The organism is Acetobacter aceti (assembly GCF_002005445.1).
Taxonomy (GTDB): Bacteria; Pseudomonadota; Alphaproteobacteria; order Acetobacterales; family Acetobacteraceae; genus Acetobacter; species Acetobacter aceti_B.
The window spans coordinates 2,796,914-2,816,566 of sequence record NZ_CP014692.1 but is presented as its reverse complement, the minus strand read 5'-3'; the positions used below and the strand labels follow the sequence as shown (position 1 = coordinate 2,816,566).

The following is a 19,653-nucleotide window of genomic DNA, read 5'->3' as shown; positions in this document are numbered from 1 at the left end:
CAGGGCGATGATGTCCCTTGGTGAATATCGCAACCGTGCTGGCCTCCTGTCGGATTTCCTGCCCTGGGCCGCTCTGGTTGAGAGAGGCGTTGTCCTGAACAAGGACGGAAGTTTCCAGCGCACGGCAAAAATCCGTGGTCCAGATTTGGACAGCGCCACACCAGCGGAACTGGTCGGTGTGACGGGACGGCTGAACAATGCGCTCCGCCGCTTGGGTTCAGGTTGGGCCGTGTTCGTGGAAGCGCAGCGCGTTCCGGCGACAGTGTATCCCGAGAGCGATTTCCCGGACGCCGCCAGCCAGATGGTGGACCTTGAGCGTCGGGAGCAGTTCGAGGATGAGGGCGCGCATTTCGAGAGCCGGTACTTCCTGACCCTGGTCTGGCTGCCACCGGAGGAATCTTCTGGGCGTGCCGAGCGTTTTCTCTACGAAGGCAGGGAGCATGACGGTCCCGATCCGCATGGGACGCTTCACTCGTTTCTGGATCGTACGGACCGGATGCTGGCCCTGCTGGACGGGTTCATGCCCGAGGCTGCGTGGCTTGATGACGGCGAGACGCTGACTTACTTGCACAGCACGATCTCGACCCGGAACCAGCGGGTCCGGGTGCCGGAGATTCCGATGCATCTTGATGCGCTTCTGGTGGACCAGCCGCTCTCGGGCGGACTGGAACCGAAGCTCGGCGATGCCTTCCTGAAAACCCTGACCATCACGGGTTTCCCGAGCCGCACGTTTCCCGGAATTCTGGATGATCTGAACCGCCTGGCCATGCCCTATCGCTGGTCCACGCGAGCGATCCTGCTCGACAAGACCGACGCCACGAAGGTTCTGACGAAGATCCGGCGTCAGTGGTTCGCAAAGCGTAAGAGCATTGCGTCCAGGCTCTCCCCGTTCGGGTAGATCAGCCGGGTCCAGATGATCTGGGTCCGCTGCTGCCCGAAGGAAACACTGCTGTTATAGGCCCCGAACAGGGTGCTGCCCTGCGGGACCAGCAGATAACGGCCGGTCGGGCTGTCATAGACGTTCTGGGTCATATGCCCGACGATCTGGCCGGGTAGATCGGAACTGAAGGTATTCAGAAAATTGTCTATGACGCCGACATCATTCGTAGCCATGGCGCTCAGTTCCCGCTGCCGCCGAACATGGACACCGTGCCGGACACATAGGCGTCATGCTGCGAGAAATGCTGATACTGCGCGTCACTTTCCGCTTCCGTCGCAGCATCACATGCCTGTTGCAGGGCCGTGGCGCGACCGTTAGCGGCCAGTTCGGCCTGAATGTCGGAAAGCTGACGGGACTGAAGCGCCATAAGCTGGTTGCCGGCCTGTGCCGCCTGCAACGCCCCGGTCGATGTCTGGCTGGCCGAAACCAGTTGTGTCATGGCGCTGCTGTCAGACGGGATGTTCTCCACTACCCGCGCCTGGAGTTTCAGGGCGTCCTCGAACCCACCGACGGAATTCTGCCAGCGTGTCTGCGCCTGAGAAAACAGGGCGCTGTCGGACATACTCGACGAGACGGACGCGTATGCCTGCTGATACTGCCGCTCGACCGACTGGACGCTATACGCAATGTTCTGCGCCTGCGCGAGCAGCGCCGTAGTCTGGGAAATTGTTGATTGCAGCGTCGAGAGTGCCGAGAGCGGCAGGCTCGCCAGATTGCGACCCTGATTGACCAGCATCTGCGCCTGGTTGGCGAGAGAGGTGATCTGGTTGTCAATCTGCTGAAGCGTCCGGGCCGCGATCAGCACGTTCTCGACATGGTTCGCGCCGTCATAGACCGCCCATTGCGCGTGGGCAGGTGGAGAAGTTGAAACCGTAAAAGCAATGACCACTGCGGCAGGAATCGGACGATATCTCACGGCACGCCCCCTTCCCGCAGAAGGTCCGCCGCCCACGTGACATCACGCGCCTCAAACCAGGCAGGCAGAAAGCCGTCCCGCCCATGTTCCGCCAGAACCGCATCAATCAGTCGGTGATCGTCCTTGCCGGATACCGCGCACAATGCCAGCGCCACAGGACCGAGGCCCAGTTCGAACAGGCGGTTGCCGCGCTGCGTCTGGCAGTAATACTCACGCTTGGACGCCGCGCGCGCAATAATGGCGATCTGCCGGTCGTTCAGTCCGAAATCCCGATAGAGCGCCATGATCTGCGGCTCGATGGCGCGCTCGTTCGGCAGGAAGATCCGGGTCGGGCAACTTTCCACTACGGCCGGGGCAATGCGGGAATTGGCAATATCGGACAGGGACTGAGTGGCGAAAATCACCGACGCATTCTTCTTGCGCAAGGTTTTCAGCCACTCTCGCAACTGGCCGGCGAAGTCCCCGTCATCCAGAACAAGCCAGCCCTCGTCGATGACCAGCAGGGTGGGTCGTCCGTCGAGACGGCCCTCAATGCGGTGGAACAGGTAGGACAACACGGAAGACGCGGCGCCGGAACCGATCAGCCCCTCGGTCTCGAACACCACCACATCGGCGTCACCCAGCCGCTCGGCATCGGCGTCGAGCAACCGGCCATAAGGACCACCGAGGCAATATGGGGCCAGAGCCTGCTTCAGGACGTTGGACTGAAGGAGTGCCACCAGGCCGGAGATCGTGCGTTCATGGCTGGGCGATGACGCCAGGGAATTCAGAGCGGACCAGAGATGGGCTTTGATGTCCGGCGTCAGCGCCACGCCTTCGCCGAGAAGGATATGCCCCATTGTCCGGGAAGTCATGACCAACGAGGCTTCGGTCCTCGTGGATAACGACGCTGCCAACAAGGCGGCCGATGCCGATCTGGCGTTGCAGTCTCTCGGGGCGGACGATGTGGGCCAAGCCTATATCACTGCGACCATCACGGTGTGGGATGGCTCCGCGTCAATTGCCGCTGAGAAACTACGGCTTGTGGAAAAGATCATCCAGAGCCGCGACTTCACCTGCATGACGGAAAGCCTTAACGCCGTGGAGGCGTGGCTCGGAAGCCTGCCCGGTCATGTCTACGCCAACGTCCGCCAGCCGCCGGTCTCGACGTTGAACCTTGCGCACATGATCCCGCTTTCCGCCGTGTGGGCGGGACCGGAGCAGGATGGGCATTTGAGGGCAGCACCGCTTTTCTACGGCAGAACGGCGGGTGCGACACCCTTCCGGTTTTCCCTGCATGTCGGGGATGTCGGTCATACGCTGATCGCAGGACCGACCGGGGCAGGAAAGTCGGTGTTGCTGGCGCTGATGGTGTTGCAGTTCCGGCGCTATCAGGGCGCGCAGGTTTTCGCCTTCGATTTTGGCGGCTCAATGCGGGCCGCAACGCTGGCGATGGGCGGGGACTGGCATGATCTGGGTGGCGGGCTGACAGATGATGACGGCCACTTTGCCGTTTCCTTCCAGCCGCTGGCACAGATTGACGATCCCGATGAACGCAAATGGGCCAGTGAGTGGCTGGTGCTGGAAAAGCTGCCCGGTGGTGATGCGATCGGCCAGTCCGGCCTGTCCGACGAGGTGAATAACCATTGGGGGCAACTGTTCCGCGCAGCCCTCGTCACGACTCTGCTCAGCGTGGGCTCCGAAGCAGGAACGTCGTGGAATGAAAACAATCTCATGCAGGCCATCCGCAGCGGTGCGAGCAACGGCTTTTCCATGGTCGGCAACCGTCTGATCGACCGGAGCCTGAACGTCCAGCCGACGCTGACCGACCGACCGGGCCTCCCGTTCACGCTTATTTTGAATCGCGATCTTGCCCTTACACCTTGGGAAGAGAAGGAACCCCGTCCATGACAAAGCTGAAGCTTGGTCCGATCGAGGACGACAAGCCCGTGAAGGTCACGCTGGAGTTGCCAGCCGCGCTGCATCGTGATCTTGCTGCCTATGCCGAAATATTGGGTCGCGGAACCGGGCAGACGTTTACCGATCCCGTGCGCCTCATTGTACCTATGTTAGAGCGATTTATCGCGACGGATCGTGGGTTTGCGAAGGCACGACGGAGTGTGAAGGTGAACATAGTCGCAGATGGATAAGATATGTCCCTTTGTTTCATTAAATCGAAATTCATATTATTCAGACTTCTGTAACTGAACCGATTTCTGCTCCACCGTTCAGAAAATACCATTTGCGGGTGTCATTTTGATCAAATCCGTGCAAAAATTGCCTCAACAGGGCGAATGTTGCGGGTCGCCGTTGGTTTTGAGAAGGTGCGGGTTTGGATGGCGCGTAGCGACCTGATTATTAATCTTGTCAAGGCTAGTGTCCAAGGGGACGCTGCTGGTGCACGCGCGGTCGCCGAAGCTATAGCGGCTGACGAACGGTCAAAAAAGCACTCCGGTGTCGCCGATCGCATTGCGCGAATGCTAGATGCGACCCAGAGCACTCAGAAAAGCAACCAACCCCAAACAGCAGGGATTCGGGTTCGCGACGGTTCCGGTGGCATCCAACGTCGTGAACCTCGACGTCCCTTATCGAGCCTGTATCTAGAAGAGCCCGTGCGTAGAGCATGTGATGAACTTATAGAAGAGCAGCGACGCGCAGATGTCTTGCGAGTGCATGGTCTAGAGCCTCGCCATCGGCTATTGCTAGCTGGGCCTCCTGGAAATGGTAAAACCTCCCTGGCTGAAGCGATCGCTTACGAATTGGCACTTCCGCTTTTCATTGTTCGTTACGATGCAGTTGTCACTAGTTACTTGGGAGAAACTGCGCAGCGCCTACGGCGGTTGTTTGACTTTGTTCGGACTGAGCCGTGCGTACTATTCTTCGATGAATTTGATGCTATTGGTAAAGAACGAGGCGATATTCACGAAACCGGGGAAATTAAGCGAGTTATCACTACTTTATTGCTTCAGATTGATGACCTGCCATCCTACTGCTTGTTAGTGGGTGCTACAAATCATTCTGAGCTTTTAGACCGTGCCACATGGCGGCGGTTTGAGATTCGACTGAACCTGGAGGCGCCTTCGCCTAAGCAAATGATCAGGTATTTTTCTGATCAACTTAATACGTTAAACGGGCAGCCTGGGTATACAGCTAAGCGTTTATATGAGGCGGTTGATCCCATCAGTTTTTCAGAGGCTGAAGCCTTCTTTCTCGACGTCAGGCGAAGAATAGTGCTGGCACAGGGAAATCGAGAGCTTCGCTCGATTTTGGACGATCGAGTTAAAGCACTTCAATCTCATTCTGGTATGCGGGGAACTGTAGCATAAATGGTGGAACGACCGATCCTCCGGTTTCCTGACCCAGTTACGGCTGATCGTCGTAAGGGAAAACCAGTCTCCATGCCGAAACCATCAGGACCTGGCCGGCTTCGTCAAGGAGAGAGATTCCAGGCGACATTCGATAGATTAGGTGCTGCGCTCAGCAGTAATGATCCCTCAATAGCTTTACGTAATGATCCTGCGGGTATTGCTCCCGAACGTGCACTTGTCTTCGTTACAGCAGGCAGTATTTCGAAATTTTCCAAGGTGGCACGGGAGGCTGGTCTAGAAGTTTTCTCCGAGGAGGAATTAGAGCCTTTCGAGGAATATCCAGAGGGCTTTCTGCCTGCTCAGGGTTCCGAGACGCTGCCACGCACACTGTACGCGACGATTCCGACTATTGCCTCGTTCCGCCAAATGTTATCACTCTGGCGCGCCCATCAACGCGATGAGACTGCTCCTAATGGAGCTGCACCATGGTGGGAGGTATTTGATCTACTTCTTGAATTACGCCCATGGGGACCAGAAGACAGGCTCGGAGAAGATGCTCGGACCATTATCGAGGATCGTCTTGCCTTCACACCAGACGATGATCAAATTTCCATAGAATTTGAAATTTGGCCGACTGAAAGCGCTGCAAAGCGAAAAAAATGGCGCGAGGAAGTGGAACTGCGTGTTGCCTCGCGGGCAGGGACAATATTGGATCGCAGTTCTATATCTGAAACCGGATTTGTCTATGAAGCGCTTCTCGTCGAACTGCCATGCATGGCTGTGCGGGAAATGCTCGCAAATCCTAATGATATAAATGGACTAGCCTCTATCGAAGGTATTCAATTTATCCTGCCTCAAACGATTGGCCAAGCGCTACCGAACGGTTCAGATAAAGCTGAGGACGATAATGCGCTGCAAGGCACTTTTGATGAGAATGCCCCGATACGTGTCGCGTTATTGGACGGGACACCGGTAGCTGCTCACCGCGCACTGGATGGCGGCGTTGTCATTGAAGATTTACACGATTTGGTTCCGCTGTCGCCGGTATCACAGCGTTATCATGCCACAGCGATGGCATCGCTAATTCTTCGAGGAGACCTTCAAGCGGATGGTGCTCCTCTGACGGATACGCGACTTATTAGTGTGCCTGTACTGATTGATCAAGAAAGCGGCGCAGAGACAGCGGGGAATCGACTTTTCGTTGATATCGTCCACACTACTCTGATGCAACTGATTGGTACAGATGAACCCGTTGCACCTGATATATTTGTTGTCAATTTTTCCATTGGTGTTCGTGACGGTCATTTTGCTGGGCGTATCAGTGCTCTCGCCCGCCTTATGGACTGGTGGGCTGCAACAGAAGGGCTGTTGTTTGTGGTGTCGGCTGGTAACGTTGGATCTCTTGTTCTTTCTCGAACAACGACAACAGCAGTTGAAAACGCAGACGTTACTTCTCGGCGAATGAACATTCGCGGCGCGATGAGGAATACTATATTTAACAGAACGCTTCTTGCACCATCAGAAGCTATGAATGTCCTTACGGTGGGTGCTTTGTCGCTTGATCTCACTCACCATGCTTCTCCACAACAAGCGGGGATATTTAAGCTCGAGGATGATGGAGAGTTCGTGCCACAGGTAACTAGTGCAGTTGGTCTTGGTCTTAAAAGGTCTATAAAACCTGACCTGCTGGAGGCTGGGGGTTGTCTTGAGGTGCGTGCTCGACCGTACGGACACGATGTAAAATTGTGCAGTGTGGACCGATCAAGTCGTACTGGGCTGGTGACGGCATCTCCTCCAGGTCAGAATGCTATCCAGAAATCACGTGGGACGAGTCCCGCTGCTGCTTTGGTTACCCGCTCGTTGTTACGTGCTGCCGAAAGTCTTACTGGAGAGGGTGGCCCATACGAAGGTCGTGAATTAACTCGTTTCCAGAATGCTCTTCTGACACGGGCATTGGCAGTCAATGCAGCTCGGTGGCCACAGGATGCGATTGATCTATACGAGGAAGAAAGAGCGCGACTTGGTAAGAATCAACATCTTCGAGCAAAAGAGGAAGTTTGTCGTTATTTTGGTCATGGATATTTAAATAATCTCCTGATGTGCGAATCTCCGGAAGGTGGTGTCACGTTAGTTGGCTTAGGTAAAATCCGAAAGGACGGCGCACAAATATTCAGAATGCCCGTACCACCATCCCTGTCGGGTGAGAAATTACCCCGATCAATGCGTGTTACCTTGGCATGGTTTTCGCCCGTCGATACCTCACGTGCTCAATACAGACTAGCTGCGTTGAAAGCGGCAACTATTAATGAACCTAATGATGAGGACGATGGTAACTGGGGCTTTGATATGAAGTCAGATGGCCTTGATGAAAATATCATAAAACGTGGTTCTGTTTGGTCTAAACGGCTAAAAAATAGGGTGCAGACCATTCCAGAATTTGACGAGGGTGCGAATATTCCTATTCGTGTAGAATGTCGTGATGCCTCTGGAGGAGGGTTAAGCCCCGACGACGATATCTCGTATGCTATTGTTGTAACTCTTCAGGTCGAAACAGAAGTACAATTTGACATACATCAGGAAGTTGAACAGGAGTTACGCGTCCGTCTTTCTTGATTTTGTTTTATTTTTTTATTTTCAAATTCATTTGATAATTCTTTGATTTTGTAAGTATTGGTCTTTGAATTTTATTATAAACTGCAATCGTAATCATTCTGGGTTCTTGTTTTCTAAACAGCCAACGTCAGAGATTGTCGGTATCGGGGGCTGCGTGCCCCCGCAACCATGAATTCCGTTTAATAACAAACGATTAGGCCGCCCATTGGGCGGGCTTTCTGCGTTTGGAACATACGCGCAGGATGCACATAGGATGCAACTGGGAGTGAAACTCCAGCGTAGTTAGTGCTTAAAACGCGGCATTATCGCGATAACGTGATGTCTGCTGGATAACCCTTTATTCAGTGGAAATTCCGCGATCTCCATCGCGTCGAGATGCGTGCCGTCTTCGGCCCTGCCGAACAGCGCGCCGCCTTTCATGAACAGGCTCAGCAAGGCTCGGTTGATCCGGCCAGGTGACCGCGAAGCCGGGGAAAGCGACGTTCTCATCGGTGGCGCCTCACGCCGCCCTGACCGTAAACTCGTTGCCTCTTCCCTCGTCCACCGGTAGCGGCTGGGAAACATAGAGATTCGCCGGGTCGCGGACATAATCCAGATAGGACGGGTCGAAAGCGTTCTCCCCGAGGATCGGAGCACCTTGCGTCAGGTAGGGCTCGATCAGCTTGAGGACCGGCAGGTAGAGGGAGAACGCGCCATCGAGCAGCACGAGATCGACCTCGCCTCCGACATGTTTCAGCGTGTCGAGCGCGTCCCCCTCGCGGATTTCCACCAGATCGGCGAGGCCGGCGGTTTCCAGGTTCGCTCGCGCTCGCGCCGCCTTGGTGGGTTCGATCTCGCTGCCGATCAGTTGGCCACCGCCATTATCGCGGAGTGCGGCCGCGAGATAGATCGTCGAAATCCCCATCGACGTGCCGAACTCCACGATCCGCTTCGCCCGGCACGTCCGCGCGATCATGTACAGGAAACGGCCATAGGTTTCCGAAACGGAAAGGAAATTGCCCGCATAATCGTGATAGATCGTCCGATACGCCGCCCGCTCCTCACCGAGCCAGCGCGGCACCGCTTCGGCGAAACTTTCGCCTGCTTCCGTAATCTCTGCCATGCGCGCGGCAATATGCGCGCGGTCAACGGTCTCGGCTTCCCGGTGCAGCGCGTTCAGGGTCTTGGCGACGCGTGGTGTGATGAGCGTGTTCATGGAATTTCCTTTTCTTGGTCGTGCAAGAAGGATAAGAAGAACTACGAATGGCGTCATTACGAAGGTTGGACAAATTGTTATCGGATTCGGACAGTGCCGATCCTCAGCTATCCCCATAAAGAGAACGAATGGATCGAGCCGGACGACATTGATCGTCCGGTCGTGACCTTCGGCGGCATAACGGCGGCAGCGACGAGCTTCGAGCTTGACCTCCATTATCACCGCAAGGGGCAAATCCTGCTGGTGCAACGTGGCGCCCTGAGTTGCGAGATGGAAAGGGGGCTATGGATCGTGCCGCCGCGCAGCGCCGTATGGATTCCGGGCGGCACACCGCACTCCATCCGGGCTTCGGGCATCATGGAAGGCTACTGCGCCTTCGTCGATCCCGTCGCGGACGCGCGCTTGCCGAAGCATTGCTGCGCCGTCTCGGTGACGCCGCTGATCCGCGCCGCTCACCTGCCCGCGTTCTACGAGGAAGGCGGCGCCGCATCGCGCCTGCTGACCGTGCTTCTCGACGAGTTCGCCTCGGCCGAGCGCGACGATCTCCATCTGCCGATGCCGGGAGATTCCCGCCTGCGCCGCATCGCCGATCTCATAATGGCATCGCCGGGAGACCGCGTAACGCTGGACATCTGGGCGAAGCGGACGGGCATGAGCGAGCGGAGCCTGGCGCGACTGACGGCGCGGGAGACTGGCATGAGCTTCGGAAGCTGGCGCCAGCAGCTCATGGCCATGCTGGCCGTCGGGCGGCTGGCGGAGGGCATCGCGATCCAGCAGGTCGCCGCCGATCTCGGCTATGAGAGCGTACCCAGCTTCGTGACTATGTTCCGCAAGACGCTCGGCGCCGCGCCCGGCCGCTACATGGCCGCGCGTCAGTCCGGCTGGGGTTCCCACGGGTTGAGCAGGGGGACGCCGCATGGCAGGAAATCCGCGACGTTGCGGGTCACGACCGTCTTGCCATGGACCAGCGCGGTCGCGGCGATGAGCGCATCGCGTTCCGAACGGGGATCGGGGACATGGAGCCGGGCGCAGCGCAGGGCCACCGACGTATCGACGGGAAAAATACGCCCTTCGAATGCGGGAAGGACATGCTGTTCCAGCCAGGTCCGCAGGATCGTGCCGGAGGCTCTGTCGCGACGCTCCACGCGCAGGATGCCGGTTTCCAGTTCCATGACGGTGATGGCGGAGAGATACAGATCGTTCGCTTCCACGCTGTCGGCCCAGTGCGCCACATTCGGGTCGGCCTTTCCGGCGCGGATTTTTCTCAGTTCTGAAACGACGTTCGTGTCCAGCAGGAACATCAGGAAAAGTCGGCCGGGCGGAGCGTGATATTGGTACGAGGCGGATCGAATGCGATGTCCGCCGCGTCCGGCATCGCCAGGGCGTCCGCGATCTTGCGCGGATGGTGCGTCAGACGGCGGTATTCCTCAATGCTGAGCAGGACATGGGCCGTGCGCCCCCTGTCGGTGATGAACACCGGCCCCTCGGCCGCCGCCTTCTTGGCCCGGCTGGTGTCCTGGTTGAACTCGCGGCTTGAAAGCGTGGTGATGCTCATGTCCGGTCTCCCGACTGCAATGTAGGAACATTACTACATACTGGGAGGCATTGCCAGAAAATCCATGTCCGATCCGGGTTCGGGTCACTGTTGGCCGAAGATTCCATCCCGCCAGAACCGCCCGGTATCGTTCGACTCCCGCGATCTTCGTCCAGCATGGTGAAGGCCCGGTCCGCACCGGGCAAGTATTTTTTCCCTGCCGTTCGCCGGGATGCGACGATGCGGGAAAAGTCCTTGCGGATCGGAAAATGGCCGCCCGACCTGTCCGTGCGCAAGGAGGGATGAAAATGTCCGGCACAAAAATTCTCTGGGGCCAGATCACGCTGGTCCTGTCCATCATCGTTCTGACCTGGTGGGCGGCGACCCAGTGGACGGCATGGGAACTGGCCTTTCAGCCTGAACTGGGACGCCCCTGGTTCGTGCTGTGCCGACCGTGACCTTCGGATAGATCGTCGATAGCGTCTGATACGAATGATTTCTTTTTCCAGGTTTATTTTTGAGAACAAATAGGGAACACTCGTCTGGACATACGAATATTTTGGCGCCATCATGGCGCCATGAGCCATGCTACAGAAAATTCGGGAGTTCGCGCGATGGACCGGATCAATCTGCGCCTCTCTACGGAGACGTTTGGCGCGATTGATGACGCGCGCGCAAAAAGGGCTGGAAGAGTGTCTCGTAACACTTGGATAGCGGAAGCGATTGAAGAAAAGCTCGCGCGTGAGGTGGTGTCGTTACAAGAAGATGACGTCAGGTCTACAGCCAATGCCTAGTTTTTACGAATTTTTTGCTGGCGGCGGGATGGCCCGTGCGGGACTGGGGGGCGGCTGGACGTGTCTGTTCGCCAATGATTTTGATCATAAAAAAGGTCTGAGTTATCAGGCCAACTGGGGAACAGGAGGAGAATTGCGGGTTGGGGACGTCAATGATGTCCGTGTTGAAGACTTACCTGGTGTTGCAGATCTCGTATGGGGTTCATTCCCATGCCAGGATTTGTCGTTGGCTGGAGGGGGCGCAGGTCTTAAAGGAGAGCGTTCTGGCACCTTCTATCCTTTCTGGCATGTCGTGAGAGAGCTTGTTTCAGAGGGAAGAGCCCCGAAAATTATAGCTCTTGAAAATGTCATTGGCACGCTGACGTCTCATGGGGGACAGGATTTCGACGCTATCTGTCGGACTTTTGTCGAGACCGGATATCGGTATGGAGCGCTCGTAATCAACGCCTCATTGTTTGTGCCCCAGTCACGTCCTCGCTTGTTCATGATCGGGGTGCATAAGGATGTCGAAATTCATCCTTCATTGTTATCTCCTGAACCGCTTGACCCGTTTCACACCAATGGATTGAAGAGGGCTGTTCAGGGAATATCAAAAAAGGCGCAAACTCAATTTTTGTGGTGGAATATTCCTACTCCATCGCATCGGCATACAACTTTCGCTGATCTGATTGAGGAGGCGCCTACTGGAGTGCCTTGGCATACAGCCAGCGAAACCGAAAGATTGATTTCGATGATGTCTGCCACCAATCTCGCCAAAGTAAATGCTGCAAAACGTGCGGGCAGGCGTATGGTGGGAGCCATCTATAGACGAACACGTCTTGATGAAAACGGGGCGAAAGTTCAGCGTGCTGAAGTGCGGTTTGACGATATCGCAGGTTGTCTTCGGACGCCGGCAGGAGGTTCAAGCCGTCAGACAATTATTGTTGTTGACGGCCGGAAGGTTCGGTCGCGGCTAATCTCCACTCGTGAAACAGCAAGGCTGATGGGGCTCGGAGATCATTACAAGCTGCCTAAGAATTATAATGAAGCTTATCACCTGACAGGGGATGGCGTAGCTGTGCCTGTCGTTCGTCATCTGGCGCAGCATATCCTGGAACCGTTACTTGGCATGGTTTCCGAAGGGAAACAGGAAGCGGCATGACCATTATTCCCTGTAAACAGAACAAGGGATTGCGCGATCAAATCGAGAGGTTTGCTGAAACACTTAAAACAGAAGCGCATAAACTTGGCGACCATGGTTTGGATGAGCGAGAGTTCTATCAGTCTGGTTTGTTTCGTGGCGCGATAGAGCGTGTCCGTGGCCAGTTTTCGGCCACTATGCGTGGCAAACGAGAGTTTGTTCAGCATGCGCTGAATCATATGGAAGACGGCGGTTTTATTGCTGGATGGGATCTGACAGATAATGCAAACCGTAATGATTATATTGTTCGTCTAAATAGTGGACGTGTTGCTGTTATTGACCTTAAGGGCTGTCTTGATGGGAATAACACGAATATTTTTGAACGACCGCCACTCGCTGATGAGTTTGTGATCTGGAGTATCTGTTCCAATCCTGGTGCAGATCCTCAACGAAACGCTTGGTCGGGCATTCACACACGTCTTAGCGCTGAAATGATTGCGCGGAACCAGCGGGTGGATGGGGTGCTGTTGTGGGATATGGTTTGTGCGACAATTGGTAGACCTTGCCCAAAATCCGTAGACGGTGATCGGTTGACCAATCTTGGTCCTTTTTGTGTGCCTCCTCCGTGTATCTATCTGTTTCCTGAGAATATCCCTTCAATTTCTATTCCTTTCGTTAAAGGACGGGATATTGGAGAAGTTGAAATTCTCGCGGCTTTTAATGCTGCTTTTGGTGGATATGCCGAGGAAATCCATCATGTCGACTTTCGGATGGAAATGCGAGGAAGTGAGTTGATGCGTCAGACAGTTGTGCGACGTGCTGGCACGATAGAACAGGTCTCAGAAATGACGGCAATTCGACGAGTTGAGAAAGATTTATGATGTTATCACAACGAGCAGTATTGGCGGCGTTTGACGATGATTATATTGGCTTGTCAAAAGGGTCTTTATCTCTTGCTCTGATCCTAACGAGGAATGCGGCATCGAAGCAATTCCCGTTAGATAAAAATTCGTTCGTAACAACAAAAGGTGGGCAAGTCGCCGGATTGGGCGGTGGGGCGGTAAAGAAAATACTTAAAGACCATGGCATTGAGCGTATTCTCTCTAGTGAAGGGGGTAGAACCAGTCGAGGGAATATGGATAGAATGAATGCATACATTGATGTTCTAAACGATCTGCATTCTCACAATTTATTGGATTTAGACGCTGCGGAGAAATATTGGGTAGAGCGTGCTCAGGCGTATTTTGACGCTCTTCCGTTTACTTTCAAACTTGATCCATCACGCTCTTTACGGGCTTGTGTAAGAGATCTTTTGGCGCAGGCCGTAGAACGTCAACGTGAGGTTTCCGGCACCATGTATGCGGGCGCTGTTATGCAGCATCTGGTCGGAGCCAAACTAAATGTGATCACAAAAGGTAGTATTCGTCATTACGGTTTTTCGGTTGCGGATGCGCCATCTAATCGCTCAGGAGATTTTTTGATCGGAGATGTGGCTATTCATGTCACAACTGCGCCTGGAGAAGCGCTTATTCGGAAATGCCAGGACAATCTCAGTTCCGGTTTACGTCCTCTTATTGTGACTACAGAAGATGGGGTAGGTGGCGCCAAAGCACTCGCCAAGCAGGTTGGAGTAGACGATCGCCTTGATATTATTGAAATCGAGCAATTTTTAGCGACGAATGTTTATGAGTGGAGTACCTTTGAACGGGACGCCAGGCAGACGGCGGTGAGGGATATTATCGATCATTATAATAAAATTATCGTCGAGTGCGAGAGCGACCCAAGCCTCAGAATTGAATTTGATGGATGAAAGTAGATCCTGTTCGTTCACGAACTATGAGGGCAGTTAAGTCGAAGAATACGAGCCCGGAGTTGGTGGTAAGAAAGCTTATCCATGCAATGGGATACAGGTTTCGGCTCCATCGTAAAGATCTTCCTGGCTCTCCAGATTTGGTTTTTCCAGGTCGAAAATTGGCTTTATTTGTGAATGGATGCTTTTGGCATGGGCATGATTGTCCACGAGGAGCACGGATTCCGAAAAGTAACGTAGATTACTGGACAAAAAAAATTGAACGCAATCGCGTGCGAGATAAAGAGACGCTGATCGCATTGCAGAAGTTAGGTTGGCGTGTCCATGTTATATGGGAATGTGAGATTAAGGATAGGGAACGGCTTGAAGTAAATATCAAGTGTCTCATGGAATTATAGAATGGATTACGCCTTTAGAGGTATATTAATGATGTATATTTAAAATATTACTTGTATAATTCTAGCGGTCTCGTGGGTTTGAATATCGTCGTCGTTTCTCTCCTTTATGATTTGGACGCGACGATGCTGTTTTCTTTTATTCGTACTGGTGTAAAGACGACTTGATTGTTTCGCGAAAGTCTGACAGAGGCTTGCACGGTCGGGGTATCATTAATCGTTTTGACACCACTTTGCGTGACGCAGGCTAATCAATCGTAGCCTCCAGTGTTTCTCTGGGTAGGGCAAGGGCAGCAGAAATTTTTAGGTCGATCCCTTTGACCGCGCGCTGGATGGGCTCTTTCTTGAGGTGGGCGTAACGTGCGGTCGATTTGAGATCCCGGTGACCCAGCAGTTTCCCGATCATGATCAGATCCTCGCCGAGTTCCAGCGCATCGGACGCAAAGGAATGGCGGAGATCGTGAATGCGGACATCCTCCAGCCCGGCTTCCTTTCGGATGCGCCGCCACGGCTTCTCCAGATCAGTCAGGTGGCGTCTATTCCGAAGCAGGTGGAACGACCAACCGGGGATCGGCGCAGAACGATAATCTAGGCATCTACCAGCGTGGATTCACATCCAGCCAGTTTGTCGATGGTCTCATGACGAACTCCTATGCGGCAGCTGAACCCAGTTTTCTTGAGCGTATTGAAGCACTCAACGGACCAGCTTCGGTCATGTACGGGCAGACGACACCCGGTGGTATGATCGACATGAGCCTGAAGAAACCGACAGAAACGCCGTTGCATCAGGTTTCCCTAGGTGTTTAGTCCCGTGTTTTGATGGTGCATTATTCAGTCAGGAATGGAGGGATGCACTGTGGGACAGATTTTACACGGGAGCGCCCGCACGACAGAGGCGGTCCGTCGAGCGATACACGATAGTCAAGAGAGCCTGAGGGTTCTGGCCAGGCGTTATGGGATCAACCCGAAGACGGTTGCGAAGTGGAAGAAGCGCACTGCGGTCGGTGATTTGCCGACCGGCCCCAAAGACGCGCATTCGACGGTGCTGAGCATTGAGGATGAGGCGATCATCGTTGCTTTCCGCCGTCACACGCTGCTGCCGCTGGACGACTGCCTCTACGCACTCCAGGCGACGATCCCGCACCTGACGCGATCATCCCTGCATCGCTGCCTGCAACGACACGGGATCAGCCGACTACCCGAGGTGACGGGAGACAAAAAACCCAGGCGCAAGTTCAAGGCTTATCCGATTGGCTATTTTCACATTGATATTGCTGAAGTGCAGACTACGGAGGGTAGCGCCCCATCATGCTGGCAATGACGTGCAAGAGAAGAAGTTTCTTGCGCCTCAGCAATGGTTTAAACTTGCCGCATCAAGCTTGAACCTGCCAAACCAACAGTCGCGAATTTTTCCGGAATTATTATTCAGTAAAGGAGGACAGTTTCATTCTTCTGATAAAGCTGGGTCAGACCGGCATGAGCGACCCGGAATTGACTGCGCCGCTTGATGTCCGGCTTTGCCGACGAAGCCTTTTCGATTTTAACAGCCGGATCATAATACACCGTCCCCGTCGAAAAAGCCTTGAGGAACAGCAGAAAATCGGTCTGCTCGCAAAGGAGAACCTGTGCCCCGTAGCTATATTCCGGCGGCGGTGTTCGGGATAAGGAGGGCACGTAGGCCGCCTGCGCATGCTTCCGGTTCCAGTGTGCCATCAGGCTCTTGAAAGTCCACGACGCAGCAACAGTGTCGGTCGCACTGACCAGAGCCATGCCGCCCTCAATATCGGATATCCTGCCAGTCGCAGCATCATATCCCGTCAGGGTCATGCGCAACCCGGTTAGATGGTGGTGACCGCGAGTACAGTCATAGCGGCCGCCAAAATTGAAGCGATCTTCTTTGCCGCTCTGATCCGCGTAGCCGAAACGCTTCAGAAATTCTGCCACGCCCTCGCTTTTGTAGATACCGCCTGTCGGTTCCGGCGTCATAAGGGTTACCGGCGATTTTGGCCTGAACGCTGTGAAATTATTCACGCCATATTGCTTCACTTCCCAGCCCATAAAGTCCGGCTCTGCGTAGCCATTGGGAGTAATGCCAAGCTCGGCTTCAAGAGTATAGCCGCCCCCATTGCGGGCTGCATAGGGTGCCTTCTTACCGTCTTTCGCCAGCTTTTGGGACATGATCCAGTTCAGCTGATAAATGCGGCGCAGTTCATCAAGGAGGATAGTTTTCGGATCGGCAGGTAGATCCAGGCTGAGCGGCAATTCGGTGAAGACGCCTAGCATCGGCCAGTTGCCTGCCGTCAGTTCCTTTGTGATCGGGTCATCGGCATCCGTGACATAGCCCAGGACGACGCCGTCCCGAGTCACGCCGAAGAACATAACCCGTCCCTCATCGCGAACGGTGAGGAGCTTTGAAGGTGCTCCCTTGCAGCCCTTTAGAAAGCCGGACATCCTCACTTCGGGATATTTGGGATAGAGGATCAGGTTTGCGTCAGGTGCGCGGTGCCTGCCTTCTTCATTGATCCAGTAAAATTCGACATCGGCCTTAGCGCGGTCGCGCACGCTGCTGGCCTTTTCAGAAGCGTCAGTGTAGACTTCGCCATGCGGAATGACATTCAGTGCTGCAAAGCCACCACCCAGATATACTTGGTTCTTCGAGTTATCATTGGGTGACAAATGTTTTGCATAAATACGATGAGCGCCATAGTAGCGCATCAGATCTAAAAATTGCTTCAGTGATGCGACCAATTATCTGCCCCTAACAGTCATAGTCTTCCCCGCCGATCTTATCCAGGCGACCAGGTGCTGCATAGTCTCGGAAAAGTCGGGTCGGGTCCGGCCTTTTAGGGCATATTCCCAAACCGTGGCGACCCGCCAACCAGAGGCCAGTAGGGCCCAGATTGCGCGGTTATCATTTTCCATATTCCGCTCGATTTTCGTCTGCCAGAAATCCTTCCGCGTGGACGGCCAACGTCGCTTAACAGATAACTAATGGTCCGGAACTAAACCGTGACACGTCCAGTATGCAGAACGCGGCGGGCATGCCGACATCCTGCCAACATATCTGATGGATGCCTGGTACCGTGTTGCTGCGCTTGGAACATATAAGGAACAGGGGTTGCTTTCGGGGACAGATTCTGCCATCAGGGCAGAGATAAACCTCGTGCGACCCTGATTTGAAAGAATGCCTATGTCATCGCGGACCGATTTCAGCCTGCTGCGCGATCGGGCAGGTCTTACTCTGCATCAGGCGGCTGAAGAGCTGGGGCTGGGAGAACGGACGGTGTACCGTTATGAGAATACCCCCGGCACGGCGAGCCGGACGTCTCTCAATTTCCTGCGCCGCATTGCCGATGAACGCCTCCGGGCAAAAGAAAAAGACAGGGTTGATTTCCGTTTTATCGATCTGTTCGCCGGTATAGGAGGCCTGCGGATCGGTTTTGAGGAAATCGGTGGTCGGTGTGTCTTTACGTCCGAATGGGACAGATTTTCACGGCAGACCTATGCCCTGAACTATCCGGACAACCATGAGATCAGTGGGGATATCCGTCCGTTCGCAGAAGATCCCTCCCTGATTCCGGAACATGATGTTCTGCTGGCAGGTTTTCCATGTCAGCCGTTTTCGATTGCCGGGGTTTCCAAGAAGAATTCTTTAGGTCGGCCTCATGGCTTCCTGTGTGACACGCAGGGAACCCTGTTTTTCGATACAGCCAGAATCATCGCCCATCACCGGCCCGCAGCCTTTCTTCTGGAAAATGTCAAAAACCTGGAACGGCACGATAAGGGGCGCACTTTTGCCACGATCATGCATGTTCTCGAGGGAGAACTCGGTTATCATGTGCAGACCCGCGTGATCAGTGCCGCATCATGGGTGCCACAGAAACGCGAGCGTATTTTTATTGTCGGATTCAGGGAAAAAACAGAGTTTGATCTGAAATCTCTGGTTGTGCCACCGGTAGAAAAAGGCCCCAAACTGGGTTCAATCCTTCTGCCGCATGCAGAGGTGGAATCAAAATATACCCTTACGGAACATCTGTGGAATTATCTTCAGAACTATAAGGCCAAGCATGCAGCTGCAGGTAACGGCTTCGGTTTCGGACTGTGCGGGCCGGGTGATATCGCGCGGACACTTTCTGCCCGATATTTCAAAGATGGATCTGAAATCCTTATCCGGCAGGAAGGCAAACGGCCACGCCGTCTCACACCGCTGGAGTGTGCACGTCTTATGGGGTTCGACCGTGGCGACAGACGGTTCCGCATCGGCGTTTCGGATACGCAGGCCTATCGCCAGTTCGGAAATGCGGTTGTGGTGCCGGTCATCGAGTTCCTGGCGAATGCCATGAAGCCCCATATACGCTCGGCTCTGGCACGGGAGGGTCGGGACAGCAGAGACGGGACTGCAGGCATGAGACCTGCTCATGATCAGAGCATGGCTGTTGCCTGATATTGTTTCACCGGAACAGCGCAGCCGGATGATGTCCGGCATCCGGGGAAAAGACACAAAACCCGAGATGGTGCTGCGGCGGGGACTGCATGCTCTTGGTTTCCGGTTCAGGCTGCATGACAGGAAACTGCCCGGAACCCCTGATCTGGTTTTCCCGAAATACCATGCTGTCATTCTGGTGCATGGCTGCTTCTGGCATGGACATGACTGTCATCTTTTCCGTCTTCCCGGCAGCCGGACAGAATTCTGGCGGACGAAAATTGACCGGAACAGGGCTGTTGATGTGCGGACGGAGCTGGCTTTGCATGATGCTGGCTGGCGCGTGGGAACCGTATGGGAATGCGCGATGCGTGGGAAAGGACGTCTTTCCATGGAAAACATCCTTGAAGCCTGTTCAGCATGGCTGAAATCGGATGCATCCGAACTTGAAATCAGAGGGCAGTAACTGGTGAGACGCGGACAGCTTTCGGATCAGTTTGAAGGGGGCGAGGCAAAAAGACGAACTGAAGTTGAAACCCGTCCGGACAGATCCAGTCAGCACGAGCTGAATGGCTCTACGTCACTGAGGAAGCTTCTGGGTGACGACGCCCGCCGTTCGTACCGAA

At 54.5% G+C, this 19,653-nt stretch carries 22 protein-coding genes and 5 pseudogenes; 18 read left to right on the top strand and 9 right to left on the bottom strand.

Features of this window, described 5'->3' with window-relative positions:
* Nucleotides 1-7: 7 nt before the first annotated feature.
* Nucleotides 8-877: pseudogene (locus A0U92_RS12735) on the top strand (conjugal transfer protein TrbE); the annotation flags it as partial.
* Here the strand turns inward: A0U92_RS12735 and A0U92_RS12730 are convergent.
* From A0U92_RS12730 to A0U92_RS12720, 3 genes and pseudogenes are all read right to left on the bottom strand, one after another.
* Nucleotides 877-1,092: pseudogene (locus A0U92_RS12730) on the bottom strand (TrbI/VirB10 family protein); the annotation flags it as partial. The pseudogenes A0U92_RS12735 and A0U92_RS12730 sit on opposite strands and share 1 nt — an antisense overlap.
* 26 nt (nucleotides 1,093-1,118) lie before the next feature.
* Nucleotides 1,119-1,856, bottom strand: coding sequence for a P-type conjugative transfer protein TrbJ (gene trbJ, locus A0U92_RS12725; protein ID WP_149026462.1), 738 nt, complete (start codon nucleotides 1,854-1,856; stop codon nucleotides 1,119-1,121).
* Nucleotides 1,853-2,704, bottom strand: a pseudogene (locus A0U92_RS12720) (TraG/VirB4 family ATPase); the annotation flags it as partial. The pseudogene A0U92_RS12720 and the gene trbJ, both read right to left, overlap by 4 nt.
* 4 nt (nucleotides 2,705-2,708) lie before the next feature.
* Here A0U92_RS12720 and A0U92_RS12715 point away from each other — a divergent pair.
* The 4 genes from A0U92_RS12715 (at nucleotide 2,709) to A0U92_RS12700 (ending at nucleotide 7,756) form a co-directional block, all read left to right on the top strand.
* Nucleotides 2,709-3,746, top strand: a complete 1,038-nt coding sequence (locus tag A0U92_RS12715) for a TrbI/VirB10 family protein (RefSeq protein ID WP_236748137.1) — start codon at nucleotides 2,709-2,711, stop codon at nucleotides 3,744-3,746.
* On the top strand, nucleotides 3,743-3,985 hold the full coding sequence (locus A0U92_RS12710) for a DUF2274 domain-containing protein (RefSeq protein WP_064274286.1): 243 nt from the start codon (nucleotides 3,743-3,745) through the stop codon (nucleotides 3,983-3,985). The genes A0U92_RS12715 and A0U92_RS12710 overlap by 4 nt, the downstream gene beginning before the upstream one ends.
* 186 nt (nucleotides 3,986-4,171) lie before the next feature.
* Complete coding sequence (locus A0U92_RS12705) at nucleotides 4,172-5,161, top strand: AAA family ATPase (RefSeq protein WP_077814441.1); 990 nt, start codon at nucleotides 4,172-4,174, stop codon at nucleotides 5,159-5,161.
* 72 nt (nucleotides 5,162-5,233) lie between these two features.
* Entirely contained in the window at nucleotides 5,234-7,756 is a 2,523-nt protein-coding gene (locus A0U92_RS12700) for a S8 family serine peptidase (RefSeq protein ID WP_187668764.1), read from the top strand.
* A 282-nt stretch (nucleotides 7,757-8,038) separates the two neighbouring features.
* Here A0U92_RS12700 and A0U92_RS17830 read toward each other — a convergent pair whose 3' ends face one another.
* Complete coding sequence (locus A0U92_RS17830) at nucleotides 8,039-8,191, bottom strand: hypothetical protein (protein WP_187668763.1); 153 nt, start codon at nucleotides 8,189-8,191, stop codon at nucleotides 8,039-8,041.
* Nucleotides 8,192-8,255: 64 nt separating this feature from the next.
* A complete protein-coding gene (locus tag A0U92_RS12695; protein ID WP_077814440.1) occupies nucleotides 8,256-8,951 on the bottom strand; it encodes an O-methyltransferase in 696 nt (231 codons plus the stop codon).
* Between A0U92_RS12695 and A0U92_RS18525 the strand changes: the two are divergent.
* Nucleotides 8,871-9,803 (top strand): annotated as a pseudogene (locus A0U92_RS18525) (AraC family transcriptional regulator); the annotation flags it as partial. The gene A0U92_RS12695 and the pseudogene A0U92_RS18525 overlap by 81 nt on opposite strands.
* A gap of 20 nt (nucleotides 9,804-9,823) precedes the next feature.
* Here A0U92_RS18525 and A0U92_RS12685 read toward each other — a convergent pair.
* Both A0U92_RS12685 and A0U92_RS12680 read right to left on the bottom strand, forming a co-directional pair.
* A complete protein-coding gene (locus tag A0U92_RS12685) occupies nucleotides 9,824-10,252 on the bottom strand; it encodes a type II toxin-antitoxin system VapC family toxin (RefSeq protein ID WP_077813526.1) in 429 nt (142 codons plus the stop codon).
* Nucleotides 10,252-10,506: a type II toxin-antitoxin system Phd/YefM family antitoxin gene (locus A0U92_RS12680; RefSeq protein WP_077813525.1), complete on the bottom strand. Its 255-nt coding sequence runs from the start codon at nucleotides 10,504-10,506 to the stop codon at nucleotides 10,252-10,254. The genes A0U92_RS12685 and A0U92_RS12680 overlap by 1 nt, the downstream gene beginning before the upstream one ends.
* A gap of 90 nt (nucleotides 10,507-10,596) precedes the next feature.
* Here A0U92_RS12680 and A0U92_RS18020 point away from each other — a divergent pair, with 90 nt between their 5' ends.
* The 7 genes from A0U92_RS18020 to A0U92_RS12650 all read left to right on the top strand — a co-directional run bounded on the left by A0U92_RS18020 (nucleotide 10,597) and on the right by A0U92_RS12650 (nucleotide 14,607).
* The gene (locus A0U92_RS18020) at nucleotides 10,597-10,791 is read left to right on the top strand and encodes a hypothetical protein (RefSeq protein ID WP_149026460.1); all 195 of its coding nucleotides are present in this window, start codon (nucleotides 10,597-10,599) and stop codon (nucleotides 10,789-10,791) included.
* Nucleotides 10,792-10,793: 2 nt separating this feature from the next.
* A complete protein-coding gene (locus tag A0U92_RS17825; RefSeq protein ID WP_187668979.1) occupies nucleotides 10,794-10,943 on the top strand; it encodes a hypothetical protein in 150 nt (49 codons plus the stop codon).
* 156 nt (nucleotides 10,944-11,099) lie between these two features.
* Nucleotides 11,100-11,279, top strand: coding sequence for a hypothetical protein (locus A0U92_RS18015; RefSeq protein ID WP_236748136.1), 180 nt, complete (start codon nucleotides 11,100-11,102; stop codon nucleotides 11,277-11,279).
* Entirely contained in the window at nucleotides 11,272-12,420 is a 1,149-nt protein-coding gene (locus A0U92_RS12665) for a DNA cytosine methyltransferase (RefSeq protein ID WP_077813536.1), read from the top strand. The genes A0U92_RS18015 and A0U92_RS12665 overlap by 8 nt, the downstream gene beginning before the upstream one ends.
* Nucleotides 12,417-13,280 carry a hypothetical protein gene (locus A0U92_RS12660; protein ID WP_077813535.1) on the top strand — a complete coding sequence of 288 codons (864 nt, stop codon included), beginning with the start codon at nucleotides 12,417-12,419 and terminating at the stop codon, nucleotides 13,278-13,280. The genes A0U92_RS12665 and A0U92_RS12660 overlap by 4 nt, the downstream gene beginning before the upstream one ends.
* On the top strand, nucleotides 13,277-14,209 hold the full coding sequence (locus tag A0U92_RS12655; RefSeq protein WP_077813534.1) for a DUF4928 family protein: 933 nt from the start codon (nucleotides 13,277-13,279) through the stop codon (nucleotides 14,207-14,209). Before A0U92_RS12660 ends, A0U92_RS12655 begins: the two co-directional genes overlap by 4 nt.
* Nucleotides 14,206-14,607, top strand: coding sequence for a very short patch repair endonuclease (locus tag A0U92_RS12650; RefSeq protein WP_077813533.1), 402 nt, complete (start codon nucleotides 14,206-14,208; stop codon nucleotides 14,605-14,607). The genes A0U92_RS12655 and A0U92_RS12650 overlap by 4 nt, the downstream gene beginning before the upstream one ends.
* Before the next feature lie 244 nt (nucleotides 14,608-14,851).
* Here A0U92_RS12650 and A0U92_RS12645 read toward each other — a convergent pair whose 3' ends face one another.
* Complete coding sequence (locus tag A0U92_RS12645) at nucleotides 14,852-15,070, bottom strand: tyrosine-type recombinase/integrase (RefSeq protein ID WP_408736123.1); 219 nt, start codon at nucleotides 15,068-15,070, stop codon at nucleotides 14,852-14,854.
* On the opposite strand from A0U92_RS12645, the gene A0U92_RS18655 reads away from it, so the two are divergent.
* The 3 genes and pseudogenes from A0U92_RS18655 to A0U92_RS12635 all read left to right on the top strand — a co-directional run.
* Nucleotides 14,987-15,196 carry a hypothetical protein gene (locus tag A0U92_RS18655; protein ID WP_408736084.1) on the top strand — a complete coding sequence of 70 codons (210 nt, stop codon included), beginning with the start codon at nucleotides 14,987-14,989 and terminating at the stop codon, nucleotides 15,194-15,196. The two genes, A0U92_RS12645 and A0U92_RS18655, sit on opposite strands and share 84 nt — an antisense overlap.
* Before the next feature lie 2 nt (nucleotides 15,197-15,198).
* Nucleotides 15,199-15,411, top strand: coding sequence for a TonB-dependent receptor plug domain-containing protein (locus tag A0U92_RS12640; RefSeq protein WP_077813532.1), 213 nt, complete (start codon nucleotides 15,199-15,201; stop codon nucleotides 15,409-15,411).
* Nucleotides 15,412-15,460: 49 nt separating this feature from the next.
* A pseudogene (locus tag A0U92_RS12635) lies at nucleotides 15,461-15,901 on the top strand (transposase family protein); the annotation flags it as partial.
* Nucleotides 15,902-16,029: 128 nt separating this feature from the next.
* Here the strand turns inward: A0U92_RS12635 and A0U92_RS12630 are convergent.
* A complete protein-coding gene (locus A0U92_RS12630) occupies nucleotides 16,030-17,352 on the bottom strand; it encodes an MvaI/BcnI family restriction endonuclease (RefSeq protein ID WP_077813531.1) in 1,323 nt (440 codons plus the stop codon).
* A gap of 442 nt (nucleotides 17,353-17,794) precedes the next feature.
* Here A0U92_RS12630 and dcm point away from each other — a divergent pair, with 442 nt between their 5' ends.
* Both dcm and A0U92_RS12620 read left to right on the top strand, forming a co-directional pair.
* The gene (gene dcm / locus A0U92_RS12625) at nucleotides 17,795-19,048 is read left to right on the top strand and encodes a DNA (cytosine-5-)-methyltransferase (protein ID WP_236748135.1); all 1,254 of its coding nucleotides are present in this window, start codon (nucleotides 17,795-17,797) and stop codon (nucleotides 19,046-19,048) included.
* A complete protein-coding gene (locus A0U92_RS12620; RefSeq protein ID WP_077813529.1) occupies nucleotides 19,023-19,493 on the top strand; it encodes a very short patch repair endonuclease in 471 nt (156 codons plus the stop codon). The genes dcm and A0U92_RS12620 overlap by 26 nt, the downstream gene beginning before the upstream one ends.
* Nucleotides 19,494-19,653: the final 160 nt, after the last annotated feature.